This is a genomic window from Gillisia limnaea DSM 15749 (genome assembly GCF_000243235.1).
GTDB classification, from domain to species: domain Bacteria; phylum Bacteroidota; class Bacteroidia; order Flavobacteriales; family Flavobacteriaceae; genus Gillisia; species Gillisia limnaea.
In genome coordinates this window covers 1707329-1729272 of sequence record NZ_JH594606.1, presented here as the reverse complement: position 1 = coordinate 1729272, position 21944 = coordinate 1707329, and the positions used below count along the sequence as shown (strand labels likewise).

Genomic DNA, 21944 nt, shown 5'->3' with positions numbered 1-21944 from the left:
TTTTAGGTAAAATGAGCGAAAAACCAAATAAACTTGGCTCTGTAAATTGGGAATGGGAAATTAAGCCCGAGACTTCATGGTGGAACATAAGTTTAATAGAACTTTACTCATATACAGATCTGTTACAGCAATTAGTCAGAAAAGACTTTTTAGGATTATATCAGCAAACACTTTTGGGTCCGTTTTGGGCATTACTTCAGCCATTGCTTACTGTGCTAATTTATGTAGTGGTATTTAATAATATAATTGGTATTTCTACTGGAAGCGTACCACCTTTTCTATTTAACTTGATAGGCATTACCCTCTGGAATCTTTTTTCAGAAATCTTTCTTCAAACTTCAAAAACCTTTTCTCAAAATGCGGATCTCTTCAGTAAAGTGTATTTCCCAAGAATTATAGTTGCTCTTTCCACCCTTTGGCTCCAATTACTGTTATTTGGAATTCAGCTACTTTTACTTATTGTGGCTTATATATTTTTTCTAATAAAAGGTGAAGTTGATTTTAACCTGGGCCGATTGCTACTAATTTTTCCTGTAATTGCTATTACCACGGGTATTGGTTTTGGGGGTGGGTTAATTTTCTCTGTTCTTACTGCGAAATACCGAGATCTTTTGTCTTTAATTCAGCTCATCATAAGACTACTTATGTTTGTATGCCCGGTTTTTTACACACTTAGTATGGTTCCTGAAAAAATGCAATGGTTGGTAAATATCAACCCACTATCATCCCTCTTTGAGTATTTCAGGTTTGCATTTTTAGGAATGGGGAGCATAGATATTCTTCATCTCTCATACAGTACTGTTTTTATGCTAGCCATGGTGTGTTTTGGGGTAATGTTCTTTAATAAAATGAGTGATAAATTAATAGATGTTTTATAAAAATTTATGTCAGACATAGTAATACAGGCTGAAAATATTTCAAAATTATATCACCTCGGTACCATCGGCTCCGGGTCGTTACGGCGGGAAATGCAGTTGTGGTGGGAGCGTAAAATCCTCAATAATGAAGACCCCAATCAATATATCAGGGGAGGTAAAAAGATTGACAATACCGAGGCTGTTTGGGCGCTCAAAAATATTGACTTTGAGGTAAAAGAAGGTGAAGCATTAGGAATAATTGGTCATAACGGAGCCGGAAAATCAACATTATTAAAGATATTATCCCGCATTGTAAAACCCACTGAAGGTATCGTTCGTGGTCGTGGACGCATAAGTAGTTTACTTGAAGTTGGTACAGGATTTCATGCGGAGCTTAGCGGAAGGGAGAATATTTTTATATGCGGTCATATTTTGGGAATGAAAAAAACAGAAATACTGAAAAAGTTTGATGAAATTGTTGAATTTTCAGGCGTGGAGGCGTTTATCGATACTCCAGTAAAAAGATATTCATCGGGAATGTATGTGCGCTTAGCCTTCGCAGTCGCAGCACATTTAGAGCCCGATATTCTTATTATCGATGAAGTTTTAGCTGTAGGTGATGCCGATTTTCAAAAGAAATGTCTTGGCAAAATGAATGATGCCTCCAAGCAAAGTGGTCGTACCATTTTATTCGTCAGCCATAATTTGCAGGCTGTGAATAATCTTTGCTCAAAAGCACTATGGTTGGATAAAGGAAACATTCGTGCACGGGGAAATACAAAATCAGTTGTTAATGAATATTTAAGTGCCCTGCACAAAAACAGTTGGATAAAGGAATTTTCAACCCTTAATGAAGCGCCAGGTAATGATTTAATCAGAGTGCTTTATGTAGAACTCATTCCCCATCTTGATGATCCCAACAACGTTCCGGATATTAGAACTCCGCTCACTGTGAAGTTCAGGTTTTACAATGCGAGCGATAATATTGTTCTGTCGACCGATTTGCTACTGTTTACTTTGGCTGGTGAATGTATATTTGATATTCCTTCAAAACCAGCAATATATGAAAAAGGTATGGTTGAAGGAGAATGTACAATCCCTGGAAATTTTCTTAATGATGGGTCGTATTCATTTACACTGCATTTTGCAAGAGATACATCCTCTGAGTTGTTTTCATATGAAGAGTGTTTAATGTTCGATATCGCAGATTATCGTGAGAGCATTAACTGGTATGGCAAATGGTGGGGTTATGTGCGACCAGATTTCCCTTTAGTACTCAATGCTCTTATAAAATGAATCAAGAACCTCAGGGAAAGCCCTCGAGATCAATTAGAAAATTCTTTTAAAAATTCGAGGAAAGCCCCCGGGGAATTAAACCCTCAATGATTGATTAAATTATAAAAAAGTGGAGAGAATACCTGAATCACCACCAAAAATTGCTCCCGTTACGGATGGATTACATCGCCCCATCTGGTCTGTGATGATTCCAGCATATAATTGTTCCAATTATTTGAAGGAGGCAATAGTGAGTGTTTTAAAGCAGGATATGGGTGAAAACCTGATGCAAATTGAAGTTGTAGATGATTGCAGTACAGATGCTAACGTAGAAGAACTGGTAAGAACGATAGGTGAAGACCGGGTGAGCTATTACAGGCAGAAAGAAAACGTTGGCAGTCTTAGAAATTTTGAAACCTGTATCAATCGCTCAAGGGGAAAATATGTACATTTATTACATGGTGATGACAGGGTTAAAAAAGGATACTATTTAGCGGTAACGGAAATTTTTGAAAAATTCCCTGGCGCAGGAGCTGCCTTTTGTCCCTGGGAACATATAGATAGTTATGGGAGATTTTCCCACCAATCCCGTTTGGAAGCTGACGAACCTTGCATATTAGCCAACTGGTTATATAAACTTGCGCAGCATCCTCGTTTGCAATATGTAGCAATTACTGTAAAGCGGGAAGTTTATGAAAAATTGGGAAGTTTTTATTTGGTACAATATGGCGAAGACTGGGAAATGTGGGCCCGTATAGCTAAAGAATATGACACAGCTTATATCCCTGAATTCCTGGCGGAATATCGAGAGCATGAAAATTCCATTACCTGGCAAAGTTATCAAACAGGTCAAAATATAAAAGATATTGAGAAAGTTACGGCTATAATAATCAGCTATCTACCTAAAAAAGATCAACGTAAAATGCTCCAAAATGCTAAAAGAAACTATGTTTATTGGGCAATGAACGAAACTTTTGGAACTTGGTTTGATAATAAAAACAATAAACCGGCTTATAATCAAATTAAAAGCATTTTAGGTATTTACCGAGATAAATATATAATATCAAGAATAGCTGTTTTATTATTTTATATATGGAGCGACCCTTACCGGAATTTTTTAAAAAAAAGATTAAAATAAGTCCATATTGTGCCTGAAATAGCTCCATACAGAATTTATCATGTGCAATTGGATGAACGGGACATTTCTTCTATTGCTCAGCCAGAAGTAGGCAATAGGTATTATTTTGTCTTTTGGTGGGTAAAAATACCCCTGGGCCATTTGTATATTGAGGAAGGGGGTAGTGCTAATTTTGCAAAGGAAATAATGGGAGTGATTATCCCTACGTTGAGAAATTATGATCGTAACAATCAACAAATAAATGATATAATAAAAGCACATGAAACCAAAGATATTTTTGAATTCTCAAAATTAATTGAAAAAATACTTTCTCCTTATTTATTAATGGAAATACCTGATAAGGTTGATATTTCTGTTATAGTTTGTACCCGAAACCGTAGTGAAAGTCTGAAAAATTGTCTTAACAGTTTGAACGAACAAATCTGTATGGCTCGCGAGATAATTGTTGTAGATAATGCACCTTTAGATGATAGTACAAGGTTAGTTGCAGAATTGTATGAAACCGTAAGTTACTGTAAAGAGCCGCGTCCAGGATTAGATATCGCAAGAAATACCGGTGCACGACTGGCAAAATTTCCCATAGTAGCGTATACCGATGATGACGTAAGGGTAGATTTGTTGTGGTCTTATCGTATTTGGGAAACTTTTTTACAAGAAAACATTGATGCAATGACAGGCTTAGTGATTGCGTCTTCGCTTGAAACCGAAAGTCAGCAAATATTTGAAAAAAATTGGGGGTTCAATAAGGGATATCAGGATATCTTTTTTAATAATGATTTTATTCGTAAATCTTTAACTATACCAAAGGTATGGGAGATTGGAGCGGGAGCCAATATGGCTTTCAGAAAAAGGGCTATTGAAAAAGTTAACTATTTTGATGATAGATTAGATGTTGGTGCAGCAGGTTGTAGTGGCGATTCTGAAATATGGTATAGGATTTTAACTGAAAAAATGTCTATTCATTACAATCCAAGGGCATTCGTATATCATGAACACCGAAGGGGATTGAAGCAATTACATAAGCAGCTTTTTGGCTACATGCGCGGGCATTCCGCATCTGTACTGATACAACATTATCAGGATAAAAAAATTGGCTATAAGCACTATTTATATTATGAAATACCCCGATATTATTTCTTTTTAATCCTTATCGGGTTCCCTAATTATAAATTGCGCTACCAAACAATATGGAGTGAAATAAGAGGCCTAATTTCTGGAATAAGATTTTATAATAGAAATAAGAAAAAACCACCATTATTTCTATAACAGTAAAATGGTAAAAACTATAAATTCGATAACCCCCGTGGTTTCAGTAATCATTCCATGCTATAATCATGGAAAGTATTTGGCAAAAGCTATTCAAAGCGTTTACTCACAGACCTATCAATTTTTTGAACTTATTGTGGTTGACGACGGTTCGGTTGATAATACTAAAACTGTATGTATCAATTATCCGAAAGTTAAATATGTATATCAGGAAAACGCCGGCTTGTCCGCAGCAAGAAATACTGGTATTAAACATGCGAAGGGAGATTATTTGGTTTTTTTAGACGCAGACGATTGGCTTCTGAAGGACGCCCTGAAAAATAATCTTGAATTTTTAAATACCGATGTAAATGCTGCATTTGTGACCGGAGGTTATGAATTGTATTATGAGCCTGAAGATAAAACCTGGACTATTCAAAAGGAAATAGCAGACAACCATTATTGTAAGCTGCTGGAAGGTAATTTTATTGGTATGCATGCAACCGTAATGTACCGAAGCTGGGTATTTGAAAAATTTGCTTACAATGTAACTTTATCTTATTGTGAGGATTATGATATGTATCTTCAAATTACGAGATTTTTTCCAATTATTCATCATACCAAATTAATCGCTGTTTACAGAAAGCACGGTCAAAACATGTCCGCCAATTACGTTGAGATGATGAAGTCAGCTTTGCTGGCATTATCCTTTCAAAAGAAAAATCTCAAAAACAAAGATGAAAAGAAGTCTTATAAAAAGGGAGTAAATTACTGGAAAACCTACTACTCTGAAAAAATTTACGAGGACTTTGTAGGTAAATTATATGCCGGGGAGGTGAAATTTGATAAAAATGAACTAAAGATCTTAAAAAGTAACAACAAAAGCCTTTATAAAAAATTTATAAATCAACCGTTTGAAGGATATGAAGGAAAAAGAAAAGATTTCAAAAATCGGATAATTGGTATACTAAGGAAGATATATTACAAAATAAAAAATAAACCAGAGATACCCAATGCAGGTAATATTAATCTTGGGGACTTAAATCGAACAAAACCTTTCAGCGTAAATTTCGGCTATGATCGGGGCGGCCCCATAGACAGATATTACATAGAAAATTTTCTAAACGAAAGTTCCTCACTAATTAAGGGACGAGTATTGGAAATAGGAGATAACGCATACACCTTAAAATTTGGCGGGGATAAGCTAACAAAAAGCGATATTTTTAATGTCAACGACTCTAATGAAGCTACATTTATTGGAGATTTAAGTGACGCTCCTAATTTGCCTTCAAATTCTTTTAATTGTATCATCCTTACGCAAACTTTACATCTTATATATGACTATCAAGCAGCGATTAAAACTTGCAATAGGGTTTTAAAGTCAGGTGGCACTTTATTATTGACTGTTCCTGGAATCAGCCATATTGCACAAGATGAATGGGGGAAATATTGGCTTTGGTCATTTACAGATACCTCGATGCAAAAGATTATACAAGAGCATTTCTCTGAAGATAAAATTCTAATCAAAACATATGGGAATGTTTTGGTTGCAAGTGCCTTCTTATACGGAATGGGTTTGCCTGAAATTAAAAAAGAACAAATGGATTCTCACGATCCACATTATCAGGTAATCATTGCTGTGAGTGCCACCAAATAGCGACCACTTAAAAAATGTTAAGCGGAATTAAAAATTATTTTCATCAATCGGAACCTAGGGCAATTGTTTTAATGTACCATCGGGTATTTAATGTTAAGACAGATCCTTGGCAATTGTCGGTAAGTCCACATAATTTTGAAGCTCAAATTAAAACGATCACCAAAAATTTTAAAGTTTTACCGCTTGCTGAACTGGCCAGACAATTAAGTTTAGGCAAAATAATACACAAGAGTGTCTATATAACTTTTGATGATGCATACAATGATAATTATCTGTATGCTAAACCTGTGTTAGAAAAATATGATTGTCCAGCAACTTTTTTTGTTCCAACCCATTTTATTGGGAAGCAACAATGGTTTTGGTGGGATGAGCTGGAAGCAATTATCCTTCATTCTAAAACACTCCCTTCAAAACTCACATTACAGATCGATGAAAAGATTCATTATTTTCATTTTACAATCGAAAAATTAAATGACGAAATTCAGCAAAAACATCAAACCTGGAACTGGCCTGAACATCCGCCGACCAATCGTTGCAAATTATATCTTAACATATGGGAACTGTTAAAGCCACTTCCTTATGATATGATAGATAAGGCTATTAATTACATAAAAAACTGGGCTGATTTTACTCCATCAAAAATGTCTGAATATTCCCCAATGAATCCTGAACAGCTTAAAGAGTTAGCAAACAATAAACTTTTCACTTTAGGCGTGCATACTGAAACCCACCCCGCCTTAGCAAGTCACTCTACTCAATTTCAAATAAAAGAAATTGCAGCTAGTAAAAATTATCTTGAAAGCAATAATTATTCAATAGTAAATGCAATTGCATACCCTTACGGAGATTACAATGATGAAACCTTGTCAGCCGTAAGGCAAAATGAAATAGCTTTAGGTTTTACTACAGTAGAAGAAACTATAACCCGAAATTCTTCACCGCTCAGGTTAGGGCGGTTGCATGTAGCAAATTATAACGGAGCATTACTTAATGAAAAACTTATGAAAAGCTTTGGTCAAAATGCTCTAAATAAATGAGTAGTCATCAAATTTAACTTATGCTTTTCGAGATAACAAAAAGCAATATGCGGTACTAAATTCATATCGAATTACATAATACCTTCTTTCATGGGTATAACTTTCTATATATTGGAATAATTTTTTTAAACTATATTTTTTAATAGGTCCGAACATTTTTCCTCTTATTAAGCACTCTGCACCTTAATTTTTGATTTTGGCGTACCGTATCAACAGCTGTGTCACTTCAAAAAGACCTCATTCGATTTAAAAAGCCCAAAAACTGGATTGCTAATGCAGACAATTTCCATAAACAGTTATGTCTGGGATTGAAGAAATCCCATTAAATCGAGTTACCACATTCACTAACTTTCTATTTATCTGTAATTTATGAATTTAAAAATTCTTAGTTTTATTGTATTTAGTTTGTTTCTCCACGGGATATGCGCACAGCCTCTTGAAAGAAATCCGGTTAGATATGGTGTTAGGGCAGGAGTAAATTTTTCCAACATGAACTTCTCCAAAGGTTCTCCTCCTCCTGCTATTCCCATAGAATCTTCATGGAAACCAGGAGGAATAGCGGGATTTTTTATTATTGCTCCATTATCCGGAAGCTTCTATATTCAACCTGAATATTTATACTCCCAAATGGGAGGAAAAGCAGCATCTTTGGGTACCAGTTATGAATTTAATTATATTTCACTTCCTGTATTTCTTAGATGGGAGGCAATGGGCAGGTTATCTTTTATAGCAGGACCTCAATTTCAATTACTTATTAACGCCAAACAAAAGAATGAAGGGTCGGGTTCCATGATAACGAAAGGATTGGAGGACCGCAGCCTGGGAGCAACCTTTGGCGTAGAATATGACATAACTTCAACCTTTGGGATAGGAATAAAATATATGCTCGGATTAAATCATATAAGTTCAGAGGCCGTTATGAACAGCCAGGAATTTAAATATGAGATGCTTCAACTTTCTCTTTTCTACATTTTTTGATAGGAAATTAATAATACATCCTAATTTTATAATGGACAGTTAAAATGATGAGTCTCAACATTAGTGAAAACTTTGGATGAGAATGGCATTAGTAGGGAAGAAGTCATACCATCATTGCCTTTAACAAGGATACCTGATAAACTTAATTTAGGTTTTAGTTCAAAAAATCAAGCTCCACAGCAATATTTCAAACAAGATTGGAAGGGCAATAAATATAAATTACAGTGCAGTTTCTTAATTTAAATCAATTAATCTTAGGGAAAAAACAGTTCTAATTCCCGGCCAAAACCATATCAATTTGGAAAAAGCAATTCTTAATCAATATCCAGAAAATGCCGCTATAAAAAATCAGATTCAGGGAAACTTTCCAAGGCCTCAATAATTTCGTGCATTTCCCGCTTTTCGTGAGATTCTTTCTCTTTCTACTGTAGACTATCCTCTTTCCACGTTCTGCCCAGGTCCTCTTCAATAAACCTTTCATTATTTTCAAGAGCCATTTTATTTCCGGCAACACCAACCATAGTTCCATTATTTTCCGGTTTAGTCTTTTCAATTTCAGATAAAACCTTTTTCTAACGCCTTTATGCCACTTGATTCATTTCGGTGAACTCCTCAGTTGAACAAAAAAAGTGGCCTTTCATCACTCTTTTAAATTTTCCTATAATTCTTTACATTTTCCATTTTTCTTCTTTTTTAAATTTTAGGCTAATCCATTGTAGTTAATTCCCTGTTGGAAATTTTATTGACTTAATTATTTTTGTACTCCAGTTTTCGCTCCATAGCCTTAACAACTACATCAGAAAAATCTGGTAATACTATAAGTGGAAAGTTATTCATTCCTCCCGGGCTTATTACTCTGTTGCACCATCCTTCCGAAAGTCATCCCTGGTGGGCTTCTAAAGCTGGAAAGTTAAACTAGGTTAATTTGTTTTGAAAAATCCTTTAACTTTGGTTTCTTGAAGAAAAAAAAATGAATATTAAACACAGCAGCAGTGAAAGCAGAGGTGAATTTGAAGCGGTAGATTCCGGTAATACTGCAGGGAAAATGGTCTATTCGCAGTCCGGGAAAGACAAAATAGTTATTGAACATACAGAAGTAGATCCCTCTTACCAGGGGCAGGGAGTTGGAAAGCAACTTGTAGAAAAATCTGCTGAATATGCACGGGAAAACAATCTTAAAATTGTTCCGGAATGCTCCTACGCAAAGAAAGTGATGGAAAAATCTTCAGATTATGATGATGTTCTGGCATAAAAATTAAGCACGCAGCGGTCGCAAAGGTTTCGCAGCGTCCGCAGCGTTTTCCTTTGCGGCCGCCGCGTGAAAAAGTTTGCTGAATACGCCCGGGAAAATAATCTTAAAATTGTACCGGCATGCTCCTACGCAAAAAAAGTGATGGAAAAATCTTCATATTATGATGATGTTCTGGCGTAGAAATTATGCACGCAACGTCCGCAGCGTTTTCCTTTGAGGCCGCCGCGTGAAAAAGTTTGCTAATGCCTGAAATAAATCTGCAGGAACTGGAAAATGAACATTACCTGATCGTCAATTAGTTTCAATCAAATCTTTGTTCTCTTATCTCAAAGCGCAGCGGTCTTTTATCTTATCCGCATATCATATAAAAAGATTATCTCCATCCACCTCCCAAGGCTTGATATAATTCCACTATTGCATCCAGCCTGTTAAACCTCTCAGTTACAAGTTCAAGTTGAGAATTAAGCGCATTTTCCTGAGCGTTTAAAACTTCCAGGTAATTTGCCAAACCGTTATTCAGCAATTCTTCAGAGTAATTGGTTGCCAGTTCATAAGCGCCATATTCTTCCGATTTCAATTCTATTTTCTTGACGGCAGCTTCATAGTTGTACAAAGCATCAGAAACTTCTCTTGAGGCTACAAGTAAAGACCTCTTGAAATCTAAAAGGGCTATCTGTTGTTGTGCCTGGGCAACTTCATATTGGGTCCTTATGCGTCTTTGATTCAGCAGAGGCTGGGCCAAAGAACCTACAAGATTTGCAAATAGGGAATTGGCATTAAAAAGCTCGGCAATATCTAAACTCTGAAACCCACCGCTGGCGGTTAACCTAATGGACGGATAAAAACTACCTCGGGCTACATTTGTAAGTTCAAAAGCATTGATCAGGTTGTATTCCGCAGCTATAACATCAGGGCGGTTTCTTAACATCTGCCCCGGAACTCCTGCCTGAAGTTCTGTGGTTATTTGCTGTCTTGCCAAATCTGAACGCTCAATATCATGAGGAGTATCACCTAATAAAATAGAAAAAGCATTCTCCAGAAGACGGATATTATTTTCAATATCTACTACCACAGCTCTGGCTCTGTACAATTGAGCTTCGGTTTGCTTAACAGCAACTTCTGTAACTGTTCCGGCTTCTTTCAATGCCTTTGTTGTTTCCAGACTGCTTTCCCTTGTTTCAATGGTTTCCAAAGTGATCTCAAGCTGTTTATCTAATGCCAGCAGTTGATAATACATAGAAGCAATACTTGCAATCAATTCTGTCTTAACCGCCTGGTGTGCTGCAGCTGTTTGAAGATAGGAAGCCTGGAAAGCACGGTCATTGCTTCTTATTTTTCCCCAGATATCTGCCTCCCATGAAAGGTTTCCGGTTGCTTCATATTGGGTAATACTTCCATCGAAAAAAGAGCCAAACTGACTGTTTCTAGACAGGATTTGATGGTTTACACTTGTCCCCAATCCTAAAGTTGGAAAGTATCCGGCTTTTCCCTGCTTTACATAAGCCTCTGCGGCGGCAATTTGTTGAACCGCAACCCGAATATCAATATTGTTGTTCAAACCTTGCTCTATGTAAGTGATTAACAAAGGATCTGTAAACATTTCTCTCCAGGAAACTTCAGCCATGCTGGTGGTATCCTGCAGAAGAATATTGGTTCTGAAGAGATCCTCCTCAAGAACTACTTCCTCAGGCCTCTGATATTCTTTTGCAACAAAACATGCCTGGAATATGAATGGAATTCCAAGAATAATAAAATACTTTTTGATTCTTATGCTATTCATTCTGAAGAGATTTATTTTCCACAACTGGTTTTCCTGAAATTTTTTCCTGAAGTGTCTGAAAAATTATAAAAAGTACAGGCGTGATAAAGACGCCTAAGATGGTTCCTACCAACAATCCTCCAACGGCTCCTGTTCCAATAGATCTGTTTCCTATAGCACCAACTCCCGAAGCTAACACCAGAGGCATCAAGCCTAAAATGAAGGCGAATGAGGTCATCAGGATTGGTCTTAACCTTACCTTTGCTGCATCTACTGCTGCTTCTGTTATTCCCATTCCTGTTTTTCTTCTTTGAATGGCAAATTCCACTATCAAAATGGCATTTTTCGCCAGCAACCCTAAAAGCATGATCAAAGCGATTTGGAAGAAAATATTGTTTTCAAGACCAGCCATTTTAATGGTTAAAAAAGCACCCATAATTCCCACAGGCAAGGTAAGTAGGACAGAAAATGGTACTAAAAAGCTCTCGTACTGCGCTGCTAAAAGGAAGAAAACAAATACGAGGCTAAGGATAAAAATAGTGGAAGCTTGTCCGCCAGCAGCGATTTCTTCCCTTGTCAAACCTGAATAAGCGATATCATACCCTTGAGGCAGCGAAGTATTGGACAGCTCCTCTACTTTTGCAATGGCTTCCCCTGAACTTGATCCGGGAGCTGCCGATCCATTAATAGTAACCGAATTAAATAGGTTGAACCTGCTTACCGACTGGGGTCCATAAACTTTGTTAAGGGTAATAAATTGATTGATTGGTGCCATTTGCCCTGTGGAATTCCTTACAAAGATCTTGCTTAGATCTCCCGGATCTGCTCTGTCTTCGGGAAGGCTTTGTACGTACACGCGATATTGTTTTCCGAAACGGCTAAAATCTGCTGCATAAATTCCTCCTACATAACCTTGTAATGCGCTTAAAATCTCATTTACGGAAACTCCAGATTTTTTTGCTGTTGCGATATCTATATCAATTTGATACTGAGGAAAATCGGTGCTGAAAGAATTCGAAGCAAAAGCTATTTCATCTTGCTGTATTAGAGAACCTGTGAATTCTTTTGCCATTTCATCAAGATCTTCAAAGCTGCCCCCGGTCCTGTCCAGCAATCTTGCTTCAAAACCTTCAGACGAACCAAAACCGGGAATACTTGGCGGCTGAAAGAAAATAACTTTGGCATCTGGTGCCACCGTAATGGCAAGCTGGGTTAACTTAGCGGTGATTGCCTCAATGGAAACATCTTCATCCTCTCTGTCATTCCACGCCTGCAAAGGAATAAAACCAAGCGCATAAGAACCACCTGCCCCCGAGAAGAAATTTCTTCCGTTAATCATAGAAGCTCCACGAACACCGGGAAGTTTGATGATCTCATTATAGAGATTTTCGGTAACTTCAGAAGTTCGATCCAGAGAAGCACCAACCGGAAGTTCCAGGTTCATGAATATAATACCCCTGTCCTCAGTAGGGACGAAACCTGTAGGAGTACTTTTTGCAGCCCACAAGGTTAAAAGAATTGCAGCAACAAGAATTGCTCCTGTGATCCATTTATTTCTTGTAAGAAAGGAAACCGATCTTACATACCTTTTTGAAGCAGCAGCATAGGTGTTGTTAAAGCCTGAATAGAATTTCTGAAGTAAATTCTTCTTACTTTGTTCTTCCTTTTCCTTCTGAGATTTAAGAAAAATAGCGCAAAGCGCCGGACTTAAAGTTAAAGCAACAACCGCTGAAATAGTCACAGCAACAATCAATGTAACTCCAAATTGTTGATAAAAAACTCCTGTTGGTCCAGACAAAAAGGTAACGGGAACGAAAACTGCAGCCATTACAAGGGTAATGGAAATAATAGCGCCACCTATCTCATCCATAGCAGTAATACTCGCTTCTTTGGCCGTTTTCGCACCAGCTTCTATATTGGCATAGACAGCCTCCACAACCACAATAGCATCATCTACAACAATCCCAATGGCTAACACCAAAGCGAAAAGTGTAAGTAAATTGATGCTATAGCCAAATAAATTAAGAAAGAAAAAAGTTCCGATAATCGATACAGGAACCGCAATTGCTGGAATCACTGTAGCTTTTACATCCTGAAGAAAAACGAAGACCACAAGAAAAACCAGCAAAAAGGCTTCTATAAGAGTGATCGTTACCTTGTCAATGGAGGCTGTTAAAAAGTCATTGGTGTTGTAATTAATAAAATAATCTACCCCTTCAGGAAAATCTTCTTTTAACTCATCTAATTTTTCCTGAATATTTTCAATAATAGCCTGTGCATTCGAGCCAGGTGTCTGGAAAACCCCAACATTTATTCCGGGGAGACCATTTACAAGTATTTTAGAAGAATACCCCTGAGCATCAAGTTCTACATTTGCAACATCCTGAAGTCTCAAAATTTGCCCATTATCCTGGGCTTTAATAATAATATTTTTATATTCTTCAGCTGTTTTGTACCGGCCTTTGTAGCGAAGAACGTATTCGAAATTTTGTCCGCTGTTTTGTCCAAGAGAACCTGCCGCTGCTTCCAGACTTTGTTCATTGATGGCGGCAGTTACATCTGAAGGTACAAGGTTATAGGCAGCCATTTTCTCAGGGAGCAACCAGATGCGCATAGCATAATTTCTTCCTCCAAAAGACCTTGCTTCCCCAACCCCGTTAATCCTTTGAAGCTCTGGAATTATATTGATGTTCATATAATTTTCCAGAAAGGTGGCGTCGTAGTCTTCATTTTCAGAAAAGAGAGAAAAGTACATAAGAGCGCTTGTCTGCTGCTTTTGTACAATGATCCCATTTTGGACCACTGCCTGAGGCAGGAGCGCATTCGCCCTTGAAACTCGATTTTGGACGTTCACGGCAGCAATGTCCGGATCTGTATCCTGTTCAAAGAATACCTGGATTCCTGCGCTCCCGTCGTTACTTGCAGTGGATGTGATATAGGTCATTCCCTCCACACCATTGATTTGTTCTTCAATTGGTATCACAACACTTTCCAGGATGGTTTGTGCGTTGGCTCCGGGATAACCCGCGCTTACCTGTACAGTTGGCGGAGCGATATCCGGATATTGGGTTACAGGAAGAGAGCTTAAAGATAATATTCCCAGAATGAGCAGAAGAATGGAAACAACTGTAGAAAGTACAGGCCGTTCTATAAATATTTTTAGCATTTTTCTTTATTTAAAAACCGGTTTCGAAGAACTTGTTATACTGTCTATAGAAGTTGGCTGAGGCTTTATCTTCATTCCAGGCTGGACTTTACCTACGCCTTGAGCAAGGATTTGGTCATTTTCCTTTAATCCCGAAGTGACTACACTAAGATCATCTACATTGGTGCCCACCTCAATTATCACGCTAAAAATGCTGTCATTTTCTCCAACTCTGTAAACAAATGTTCTTTCCTGCCTTTCGAAAGTGGAAAGGGTTGGTACCACCAGGGCATTTTCAAATTTTTCAGGAACCTTTACTATGGCGCTGCTTCCGTTTCTTAACAATCCTTGGTCGTTGTTGAATCTTGCGCGGAAAGTAACGCTACCTGTTTGGGCATTGATTCCTCCTGAAATTGTTTCAATGGTTCCTTCTGTTCCATATTCAGAATTGTCTGCCAGCATAAGTTTAACCTTCGGAAGGTTTTTGATCTTTTCTTCTATGCTCGCTCCTTTTGCATTCCTGTTAAAGGCTATAAAATCTTTTTCGTTCATTGAAAAATTTGCAAAAACTTCAGAGATATTTGAGACAGTAGTGAGCGGAGTTGGGTCCTGGGGACTTACCAAAGCACCTTCTCTAAAATTGATGGATCCCACAACACCATCTACCGGACTTTTTACCCGCGCATAATCTATGTTTGCCGCCACTCCCTGATAAGAACTTTTGGCTTGTGCAAGACGCGCTTTTGCTGTTTCAAGTTGAACAGAGCTAATGATGTTTTTTTCAACCAAAGGGATCAATTTGTCTACCTCCACCTGTGCTGCCTGTACGTTGGCTTTGGCTGCGGAAGCATCCTGGCTTAAAGATTGTGTTTCCAGCCTGAAGAGCAGTTGGCCGGCTTTTACTTTCTCACCTTCATGCACCGCCACCTCAAGAACGTATCCGCTAATCTTAGGCCGAATTTCACTGCTTACAGTTCCCTCGATCTCTGCCGGAAATTTTTTGAATGCCGTAACATCCCTTCTTTCAACCTTTATAGTGGGATAAGGGTTTATAGCAGGTGCCGGTCTGGAGTTTGAAGCGCCGCGGTTACAACCAGAAAAAAGTATGGCCAATACAATTAAGGAGCCTATGCTGGAAAGTTTTTTCTTAATCATTTTCAACTTGTTTTTGCGATATCTTTTTTTTGAATTTTTTTACTGAAAGGCTCACTTCCTCGAGAAACTGAAGATAGTTTTCGTGAAATTGGAGATCAAGATCATTTTTACCTGGTTCAGGATCTTCTTGCTCCATTGTACGTTTAAAATCAAGCATGTCTTTATGAAGTACCTGTTGCTCTTGCCATTTTTGTAACATCTCATCCATCACTTGGATCAGGCGGTTTGGAATCACTGTGAAGTATCTTTTTCTATCTCCGCTTTTGGTATAATAGTTAACTCTTCCTGCTGCCTGGAGTGTGTTAAGATGGGTGCAAATGGTGCTCTTGCTAGCCGAAAGATCACCAACAAGCCTTTCAAAAGTGATTCCATTATTCCCGGTCAAAATGAGAGCAGAAAAAATCCTTGCTTCCAGGGGCGCCATATTATCATGGTTCTCTAGGTATACCCCCATCCTTTCAATCAGGTTTTTCTTTTGGCTTGCTAAATTTGCTTCTTTCATCTTAAAATTTGAAGGCGCAAGTTAGTTTTAGTTCGGTAATTATCGAACTAATCAAAAACTAATTTATTGTTAAGATTTTAGCTTAAATTTTTAGGCATAAAAAAACCCGGAAAATTTTACTTCCGGGTTCCTGATATTATTTAAAAGAATATATTATTCTTCTTCTGAAGTAGGCTCTGCATCTGAATATATCCCTAAAGTAAGGTCTCCTTCTTTATTCATAGCTGCACGGTACATTCCTGCAGAATTGAATTCCATCGCTATATTTCCTTTACCATCAATTGCAATAATTCCGCCCTCTCCGCCAAGTTCGGTTAATTTATCCTGGATCACAGCGGAAGCTGCTTCCTGTAAACTCATTTTTTTGTATTCCATCATTGCAGAAATATCATAGGCCACCACTCCGCGCATAAAATATTCTCCCCATCCGGTTCCTGAAATGGCGGCGGTTTTATTGTTGGCATAGGTTCCGGCGCCTATAATAGGCACATCTCCAATGCGGTTCCATTTTTTGTTGGTCATACCCCCGGTTGAGGTCCCAGCTGCTATATTTCCATTTTTGTCAAGAGCAACAGCGCCTACGGTTCCAAATTTTGATTCTTTGATGTAAGGATCGTAAAAGGCAGTTGCATTGTTTGCAGAATCCTTAGCAGCTTCTGCTTCTTTAACACGTTGCAGGGACTGAAATCTGTTTTCTGTATAAAAGTAAGAAGGATCTACAATTTCCAAATTTCGCTCCTTTGCGAACTGTTCTGCCCCTTTTCCTGAAAGCAACACGTGTGGGGAATTTTCCATTATCTGGAAAGCCAGGTTAATAGGATTTTTAACTGTAGTTACACCCGCTACTGCACCTGCATTAAGAGTTTCTCCATCCATAATGGCAGCGTCCATCTCATTGGTTTCATCGGCTGTAAATACGGCTCCTTTTCCTGCATTGAACAAAGGTGAATTTTCCATTATGTTTATACTGGCCTGCACTGCATCTATGGAGGTGCCTCCCCCGGCAAGAATTTCGTGGCCTGCACGAATAGCTTCTTCCAAAACAGTTTTATATGCAGTTTCAAGAGAATCTGTCATATTTTCCTTTAATATCGTTCCTGCCCCGCCGTGGATAACAATCCCATAATTATCTGATTCCACTTTGTCTGAAGTGGTTTTGGGAGCCGGATCTCCTATTGGTTTTTTATCTACTGAAGATTGGTTGCAGGCAAATAGTGTTGTAATTGATAATAGCAGAAGAATTTTTTTCATAATTGTAGGCTTGAACATTGGGAGATAAAAGTAGTAAAATTTTCATTAAAAATGGGAAGATCAAAACAGCGTAACATTATCCTTACTTTTCCTGCGTGAGCGATAGTAGTGGAAAGCCCGCAGTCCCGGGTTTTATTTTCGGGACGAGGACTTGAAACGGATAGCGCGGTGCCACTTTTTGGCACACGCCCAAAACATTTTAATAAGCTTAAGAACATTGTGGTGGAGATTGTTTAATTTTAAGGGATATAAAAAAAACATCCAAAAATGGCTATAAATAAACCTTTTAACATCAATAAATGGATCGAACAAAATCGGGATTTATTGAAACCGCCGGTTGGCAACAAGAATATTTACAAGGATTCTAACGATTATATCGTGATGGTGGTAGGCGGACCCAATGCTCGTAAGGATTATCATTACAATGAAACCGAAGAACTTTTTTACCAGTTGGAGGGAAGTATAGAGATCCATATTCAGGAGAATGGAGAGAAGAAAACAATGGAATTAGGCCCCGGGGATATGTATTTGCATCCCGGAAAAGTCCCACATTCCCCTGTGCGAAACGAAGGCTCCATAGGTCTTGTAATTGAGCGCAAGCGATTGGGAGAAGAGGGCAAGGATGGTTTGCTTTGGTTTTGTGATAACTGTAACAATAAATTGTACGAAGTCTTCTTCCCGCTGCATGATATTGAAAAGGATTTTTTAAAGCATTTTCGACATTTCTATGAAAGTAAGGAGTTGAGAACCTGCGATTCCTGCGGAACGGTTATGCCGGTAGACTCAAGATTTTTAGCTGAAGGGGAAAACGATTAAATTTTATTATTTTCGCAACAAACAAACAATAAACAAGATTAAAACAACGAATTAATGAGTGGAGTAGCAGAAGAATTTGGAATTAAGCAAGCCCTGAAAGATTTAGGGATTAAAGATATAAATGAAGGTACTTCTACAGGTAAGGATTTCTTTGGAAGTGGTGATATTATTGAATCCTATTCTCCGGTAGACGGAGCATTGATAGGAAAGGTAAAATCTACTACCAAAGAAGATTTTGAAAAAGTGATGACCTCGGCAACCGAAGGTTTTAAAACCTGGAGAAAAATGCCTGCACCCCTAAGAGGTGAAGTGGTACGGAAATTTAACGATGAGTTGCGTAGGTTGAAAGAACCGCTTGGAAAACTGGTGTCCTATGAAATGGGAAAATCATACCAGGAAGGTTTGGGAGAAGTGCAGGAAATGATAGACATCTGTGATTTTGCCGTGGGATTATCCCGGCAGTTGCATGGATTGACCATGCACTCTGAACGCCCCGGGCATAGAATGTATGAGCAATACCACCCTCTTGGAGTAGTGGGAATTATCTCTGCCTTTAATTTCCCGGTTGCAGTTTGGTCATGGAATACTGCTTTGGCCTGGGTATGTGGAGATGCCTGTGTTTGGAAAGGATCTGAAAAAACTCCTATCACCTCTGTAGCCTGTCAAAAAATTGCAGCCCGTGTTTTTGCCGAAAATGGAGTGCCGGAAGGGATTTCCTGTTTGGTAACCGGAGACTATAAAGTGGGGGAAATGATGACAACCGATTCCCGAATCCCTTTGATATCTGCTACCGGATCTACAAAAATGGGAAAGATAGTGGCTTCCAAAGTTGCTGAACGTCTTGGAAAAACCCTGTTGGAACTTGGTGGAAATAATGCCATTATTGTTACTCCGGATGCCGATATAAAAATGACCGTGATAGGTGCTGTGTTTGGTGCAGTAGGAACTGCAGGGCAACGCTGTACCTCTACCAGAAGGTTGATCATTCACGAATCTATGTATGATAAGGTGAAAGATGCGGTAGTTGCTGCTTACAAACAATTGAGAATAGGAAATCCACTGGATGAGAACAACCATGTAGGACCTCTTATCGATAAAGATGCGGTAAAGAATTATAAGCATGCTTTGGAAGAAGTAGTGAAAGAAGGTGGAAAAATAATTGTTGAAGGTGGCGTTCTGGAAGGTAAAGGATATGAAAGCGGTTGTTATGTGAAGCCGGCGATTGCAGAAGCAGACAACAGTTTTAATATCGTACAACACGAAACCTTTGGCCCGGTTTTATATTTGCTGAAATATTCGGGAAATGTAGAAGATGCTTTGGAAATTCAGAATGGGGTTAGACAAGGATTATCTTCAGCCATTATGACCAATAATTTGAGAGAAGCTGAACATTTTCTTTCGGTTCAGGGATCAGATTGTGGAATTTCAAATGTGAATATTGGAACCAGTGGTGCTGAAATAGGCGGTGCCTTTGGAGGAGAAAAAGAAACCGGTGGTGGCCGTGAATCCGGATCGGATGCCTGGAAGGTCTATATGCGAAGACAAACCAATACCATAAATTATACTACCGAGTTGCCATTGGCACAAGGTATCAAGTTCGATCTCTAGCCTGAAATTTAGGACACTTTATTAAAATAATAAAACAAAAACCCGCTTCTTTTAAGGCGGGTTTTCGATTTTTTATACCGAAACTATTTCTGTATCCAGAAGCAATTCTTCCTGCCGCATTTTTAATAGCACCTGGGCAATTGCCAGGACATCCCGTTCACAATAACTTACTATTCTTCCCAGTTGCCGGTCTATATAGTAAACATCCCTTACCTCAGATCCGTCTATATCCTGTTTTGGGGATGGTATTCCTAACACGTTGGTGAGAAGTTTTAGCGAAGTATAATGTTTATAATCTCCAAATTTCCATAATTCCAAAGTATCCAGATGAGGGACTTCCCAGGGCTTTTTTCCGAATAGATCCAATTTTCCGGGAAGCGGAATATTGTGAATGATCAATCTCCTGGCGATATAGGGAAAATCGAATTCTTTACCATTATGGGCGCAAAGCAGGTGATGAGGTTTGTAAAAATGAGATTCAAGTAAAAGCGAGAAATCCTTTAAAAGTTTTTCTTCTTCTCCCTGGAATGTCGTGATACGAAAGCTTCTTATCTCATTTTTGAACTTAAAAAAACCTACCGAAATACAGATGATTTTTCCAAATTCTGCCCAAATCCCTGCCCGGTCATAGAACTCTTCAGCTGTAAACTCTTCTTTGCGCTGGTATTTGGATTTGTCTTCCCATAGTTTTTTCCGTTCTTCGGTTAAAGAACTAAATGTCTTTTCCTCCGGCACGGTTTCAATGTCAAGAAATAAAATATGTTCCAGGTTGAGCTTATGAATCATGGTCTAGCATTTTATAAGTTTCATCAAAGGTCTTGGTTAAGAATAGTAGGTTGGAAAAAGGGCGACTACTATTCGGTTAAGAACAAGCCGAATTATTAAATTTTACTTATTATTTTTTCTTTTATCAATAAGCCAAATTTAAAAATTTGGCGACTTTGCCAATGTACCAAACCACTGGGTTTAGCAACCACTTGCCCTATTATTTTCATACGATGTTATGTTTTCGGCTTTTCTTTTGTGCGAGGTCTTCGTTTCTGCACAGACTCCTTTCCGAGTTCTGTTTTACGCTTTTTGATAAATTCGCTCAATTCTTTTCTCTCTTTGTCAGTTAATGGTGGACTTTCAATTAAAAAATCCACTCCTTTTGGTTCTGCGATATGTCCCATTTTATAATGTTTTAAAATATTTAGTCACTAAAAATTTAGCTGAATTTGTGTCAATTATCATTCTTTGATTACGGAAATGATAAGCTCTCAAAGTTTCCTCGTAGTGCTTTATCAGTCGTGATTTTGCAGTAAAAGCTACAAATCCGTCATAGCCTTTTTGAAACGAAACTTTACACGCATAAGCCACCAAATTTCCAGCTACACCTTCGTAAAGTTTTTGTTTCCCGATGTTGAATGGCGCACTTTCGAGCAAGTTCATAAAGATGTGGTCACTCTCAACTGTAATGCTCAAAAGTCCTTGAACAATGTCCGGATTGTTTACGATTGTCAGTTTATAAACTTCTTTGGTCAAGTCATTAAATTCCGCTTTCCAAGCAAAATTCCAGTTGTTCTTTTTGAGAATATGTTTCAAATCGGATTTCTTTAAAGTAGAAACTTCCGTTTGGAAACTATCGCCCGAAATTGTGTTTAGAATCGAATCTGTTAATCGGTCAATTATAAAACCTTGCTCAGTTTTTTTCATTGTAACAATTTACGAAATTTAGTTGATTCCCTGAGCTGAAGCAGAACGTGTTATATAATTAACTTTTATTATTTTATCCCTTAAAATTAAAATGTGTAAGAGAATATTTAATTAGTGTTTATAGTTCTTTGTGTTGTGAATTTTATTCAAATCTAAATAGACTAATGTTGAGAATCATTCTAATTTGGATATTTTTTGGTCTATTGCTTGGGGAGTCTATTATGTTTCTTGTTTTTGAGAAAAACCAAAAAAGATATTAAGGCTATAATACTCGTTCAAGTATCGAAACCAATTTTTAATCAAGATAGGAATATCTCATACTAATTTGGGAACTCATTCTAAAGTAAAAATAAAGTAGTGAGTTTGCGAACTCACCAAATATATCCTGTTACATAAATTTACTTCTAACCTAACAACTTTATATGATATCAATATAAAAAATTAGTCAACACCCTTGGCGAAAGTTGAGTTATACAAAGAACTGGTAAAAAGAAGTATAAAATTTTGTTGAATTTGTATTTGAAGATTTTAGGAATATATGAAGATGAAAACATAGAGATTTCAGAAAAGGGAC

19 protein-coding genes are annotated in these 21944 nt (G+C 37.8%); 11 read left to right on the top strand and 8 right to left on the bottom strand.

What is annotated here, in order from left to right; translation table 11 throughout:
- Positions 1-11 precede the first annotated feature (11 nt).
- The 9 genes from GILLI_RS09570 to GILLI_RS19055 all read left to right on the top strand — a co-directional run bounded on the left by GILLI_RS09570 (position 12) and on the right by GILLI_RS19055 (position 9619).
- Positions 12-878 (top strand): ABC transporter permease, encoded by an 867-nt coding sequence (locus GILLI_RS09570; RefSeq protein WP_006988908.1) that lies wholly within the window; start codon positions 12-14, stop codon positions 876-878.
- Between the two features lie 6 nt (positions 879-884).
- Positions 885-2153: an ABC transporter ATP-binding protein gene (locus tag GILLI_RS09565; RefSeq protein WP_006988907.1), complete on the top strand. Its 1269-nt coding sequence runs from the start codon at positions 885-887 to the stop codon at positions 2151-2153.
- Positions 2154-2262: 109 nt separating this feature from the next.
- On the top strand, positions 2263-3270 hold the full coding sequence (locus GILLI_RS09560) for a glycosyltransferase family 2 protein (protein WP_006988906.1): 1008 nt from the start codon (positions 2263-2265) through the stop codon (positions 3268-3270).
- A 9-nt stretch (positions 3271-3279) separates the two neighbouring features.
- Entirely contained in the window at positions 3280-4536 is a 1257-nt protein-coding gene (locus tag GILLI_RS09555; protein WP_006988905.1) for a glycosyltransferase family 2 protein, read from the top strand.
- Between the two features lie 7 nt (positions 4537-4543).
- Entirely contained in the window at positions 4544-6172 is a 1629-nt protein-coding gene (locus GILLI_RS09550; protein WP_006988904.1) for a glycosyltransferase, read from the top strand.
- Between the two features lie 14 nt (positions 6173-6186).
- Positions 6187-7209 carry a polysaccharide deacetylase family protein gene (locus tag GILLI_RS09545; RefSeq protein WP_006988903.1) on the top strand — a complete coding sequence of 341 codons (1023 nt, stop codon included), beginning with the start codon at positions 6187-6189 and terminating at the stop codon, positions 7207-7209.
- 369 nt (positions 7210-7578) lie between these two features.
- Positions 7579-8187: a porin family protein gene (locus GILLI_RS17715; protein ID WP_006988901.1), complete on the top strand. Its 609-nt coding sequence runs from the start codon at positions 7579-7581 to the stop codon at positions 8185-8187.
- Positions 8188-9157: 970 nt separating this feature from the next.
- Positions 9158-9439, top strand: a complete 282-nt coding sequence (locus tag GILLI_RS09530) for a GNAT family N-acetyltransferase (protein WP_006988900.1) — start codon at positions 9158-9160, stop codon at positions 9437-9439.
- A gap of 66 nt (positions 9440-9505) precedes the next feature.
- Positions 9506-9619: a GNAT family N-acetyltransferase gene (locus tag GILLI_RS19055; RefSeq protein WP_084810950.1), complete on the top strand. Its 114-nt coding sequence runs from the start codon at positions 9506-9508 to the stop codon at positions 9617-9619.
- Positions 9620-9812: 193 nt separating this feature from the next.
- On the opposite strand, the gene GILLI_RS09520 is transcribed toward GILLI_RS19055, so the two are convergent.
- From GILLI_RS09520 to GILLI_RS09500, 5 genes are all read right to left on the bottom strand, one after another.
- Positions 9813-11219 (bottom strand): efflux transporter outer membrane subunit, encoded by a 1407-nt coding sequence (locus GILLI_RS09520; protein WP_006988899.1) that lies wholly within the window; start codon positions 11217-11219, stop codon positions 9813-9815.
- Positions 11212-14364, bottom strand: a complete 3153-nt coding sequence (locus tag GILLI_RS09515) for an efflux RND transporter permease subunit (RefSeq protein WP_006988898.1) — start codon at positions 14362-14364, stop codon at positions 11212-11214. Before GILLI_RS09515 ends, GILLI_RS09520 begins: the two co-directional genes overlap by 8 nt.
- A 6-nt stretch (positions 14365-14370) precedes the next feature.
- A complete protein-coding gene (locus GILLI_RS09510) occupies positions 14371-15498 on the bottom strand; it encodes an efflux RND transporter periplasmic adaptor subunit (RefSeq protein WP_006988897.1) in 1128 nt (375 codons plus the stop codon).
- On the bottom strand, positions 15491-16000 hold the full coding sequence (locus GILLI_RS09505) for a GbsR/MarR family transcriptional regulator (protein ID WP_006988896.1): 510 nt from the start codon (positions 15998-16000) through the stop codon (positions 15491-15493). Before GILLI_RS09505 ends, GILLI_RS09510 begins: the two co-directional genes overlap by 8 nt.
- A 153-nt stretch (positions 16001-16153) precedes the next feature.
- Entirely contained in the window at positions 16154-17251 is a 1098-nt protein-coding gene (locus tag GILLI_RS09500; protein ID WP_006988895.1) for an isoaspartyl peptidase/L-asparaginase family protein, read from the bottom strand.
- A 267-nt stretch (positions 17252-17518) separates the two neighbouring features.
- On the opposite strand from GILLI_RS09500, the gene GILLI_RS09495 reads away from it, so the two are divergent.
- Together GILLI_RS09495 and amaB are read left to right on the top strand one after the other, a co-directional pair.
- A complete protein-coding gene (locus tag GILLI_RS09495; RefSeq protein ID WP_006988893.1) occupies positions 17519-18067 on the top strand; it encodes a 3-hydroxyanthranilate 3,4-dioxygenase in 549 nt (182 codons plus the stop codon).
- A 54-nt stretch (positions 18068-18121) separates the two neighbouring features.
- The gene (gene amaB / locus GILLI_RS09490; RefSeq protein ID WP_006988892.1) at positions 18122-19675 is read left to right on the top strand and encodes an L-piperidine-6-carboxylate dehydrogenase; all 1554 of its coding nucleotides are present in this window, start codon (positions 18122-18124) and stop codon (positions 19673-19675) included.
- A 72-nt stretch (positions 19676-19747) separates the two neighbouring features.
- Here amaB and GILLI_RS09485 read toward each other — a convergent pair whose 3' ends face one another.
- The 3 genes from GILLI_RS09485 to GILLI_RS09480 all read right to left on the bottom strand — a co-directional run bounded on the left by GILLI_RS09485 (position 19748) and on the right by GILLI_RS09480 (position 21370).
- Positions 19748-20461, bottom strand: coding sequence for a 3'-5' exonuclease (locus GILLI_RS09485; protein ID WP_006988891.1), 714 nt, complete (start codon positions 20459-20461; stop codon positions 19748-19750).
- A 215-nt stretch (positions 20462-20676) separates the two neighbouring features.
- Complete coding sequence (locus tag GILLI_RS18405; protein WP_006988890.1) at positions 20677-20847, bottom strand: hypothetical protein; 171 nt, start codon at positions 20845-20847, stop codon at positions 20677-20679.
- Position 20848: 1 nt separating this feature from the next.
- A complete protein-coding gene (locus tag GILLI_RS09480) occupies positions 20849-21370 on the bottom strand; it encodes a hypothetical protein (protein WP_006988889.1) in 522 nt (173 codons plus the stop codon).
- Between the last annotated feature and the right edge of the window lie 574 nt (positions 21371-21944).

Excerpts from the sequence above, each read along its gene's own strand:
- GILLI_RS09515 (WP_006988898.1), bottom strand. The coding sequence starts at position 14,364 with ATGCTAAAAATATTTATAGAACGGCCTGTACTTTCTACAGTTGTTTCC.
- GILLI_RS17715 (WP_006988901.1), top strand. The coding sequence starts at position 7,579 with ATGAATTTAAAAATTCTTAGTTTTATTGTATTTAGTTTGTTTCTCCAC.
- amaB (WP_006988892.1), top strand. The coding sequence starts at position 18,122 with ATGAGTGGAGTAGCAGAAGAATTTGGAATTAAGCAAGCCCTGAAAGAT.
- GILLI_RS09510 (WP_006988897.1), bottom strand. The coding sequence starts at position 15,498 with ATGATTAAGAAAAAACTTTCCAGCATAGGCTCCTTAATTGTATTGGCC.
- GILLI_RS09545 (WP_006988903.1), top strand. The coding sequence starts at position 6,187 with ATGTTAAGCGGAATTAAAAATTATTTTCATCAATCGGAACCTAGGGCA.
- GILLI_RS18405 (WP_006988890.1), bottom strand. The coding sequence starts at position 20,847 with ATGGGACATATCGCAGAACCAAAAGGAGTGGATTTTTTAATTGAAAGT.
- GILLI_RS09485 (WP_006988891.1), bottom strand. The coding sequence starts at position 20,461 with ATGATTCATAAGCTCAACCTGGAACATATTTTATTTCTTGACATTGAA.
- GILLI_RS09495 (WP_006988893.1), top strand. The coding sequence starts at position 17,519 with ATGGCTATAAATAAACCTTTTAACATCAATAAATGGATCGAACAAAAT.
- GILLI_RS09570 (WP_006988908.1), top strand. The coding sequence starts at position 12 with ATGAGCGAAAAACCAAATAAACTTGGCTCTGTAAATTGGGAATGGGAA.
- GILLI_RS09530 (WP_006988900.1), top strand. The coding sequence starts at position 9,158 with ATGAATATTAAACACAGCAGCAGTGAAAGCAGAGGTGAATTTGAAGCG.
- GILLI_RS09500 (WP_006988895.1), bottom strand. The coding sequence starts at position 17,251 with ATGAAAAAAATTCTTCTGCTATTATCAATTACAACACTATTTGCCTGC.
- GILLI_RS09505 (WP_006988896.1), bottom strand. The coding sequence starts at position 16,000 with ATGAAAGAAGCAAATTTAGCAAGCCAAAAGAAAAACCTGATTGAAAGG.
- GILLI_RS09550 (WP_006988904.1), top strand. The coding sequence starts at position 4,544 with ATGGTAAAAACTATAAATTCGATAACCCCCGTGGTTTCAGTAATCATT.
- GILLI_RS09520 (WP_006988899.1), bottom strand. The coding sequence starts at position 11,219 with ATGAATAGCATAAGAATCAAAAAGTATTTTATTATTCTTGGAATTCCA.
- GILLI_RS09565 (WP_006988907.1), top strand. The coding sequence starts at position 885 with ATGTCAGACATAGTAATACAGGCTGAAAATATTTCAAAATTATATCAC.
- GILLI_RS09480 (WP_006988889.1), bottom strand. The coding sequence starts at position 21,370 with ATGAAAAAAACTGAGCAAGGTTTTATAATTGACCGATTAACAGATTCG.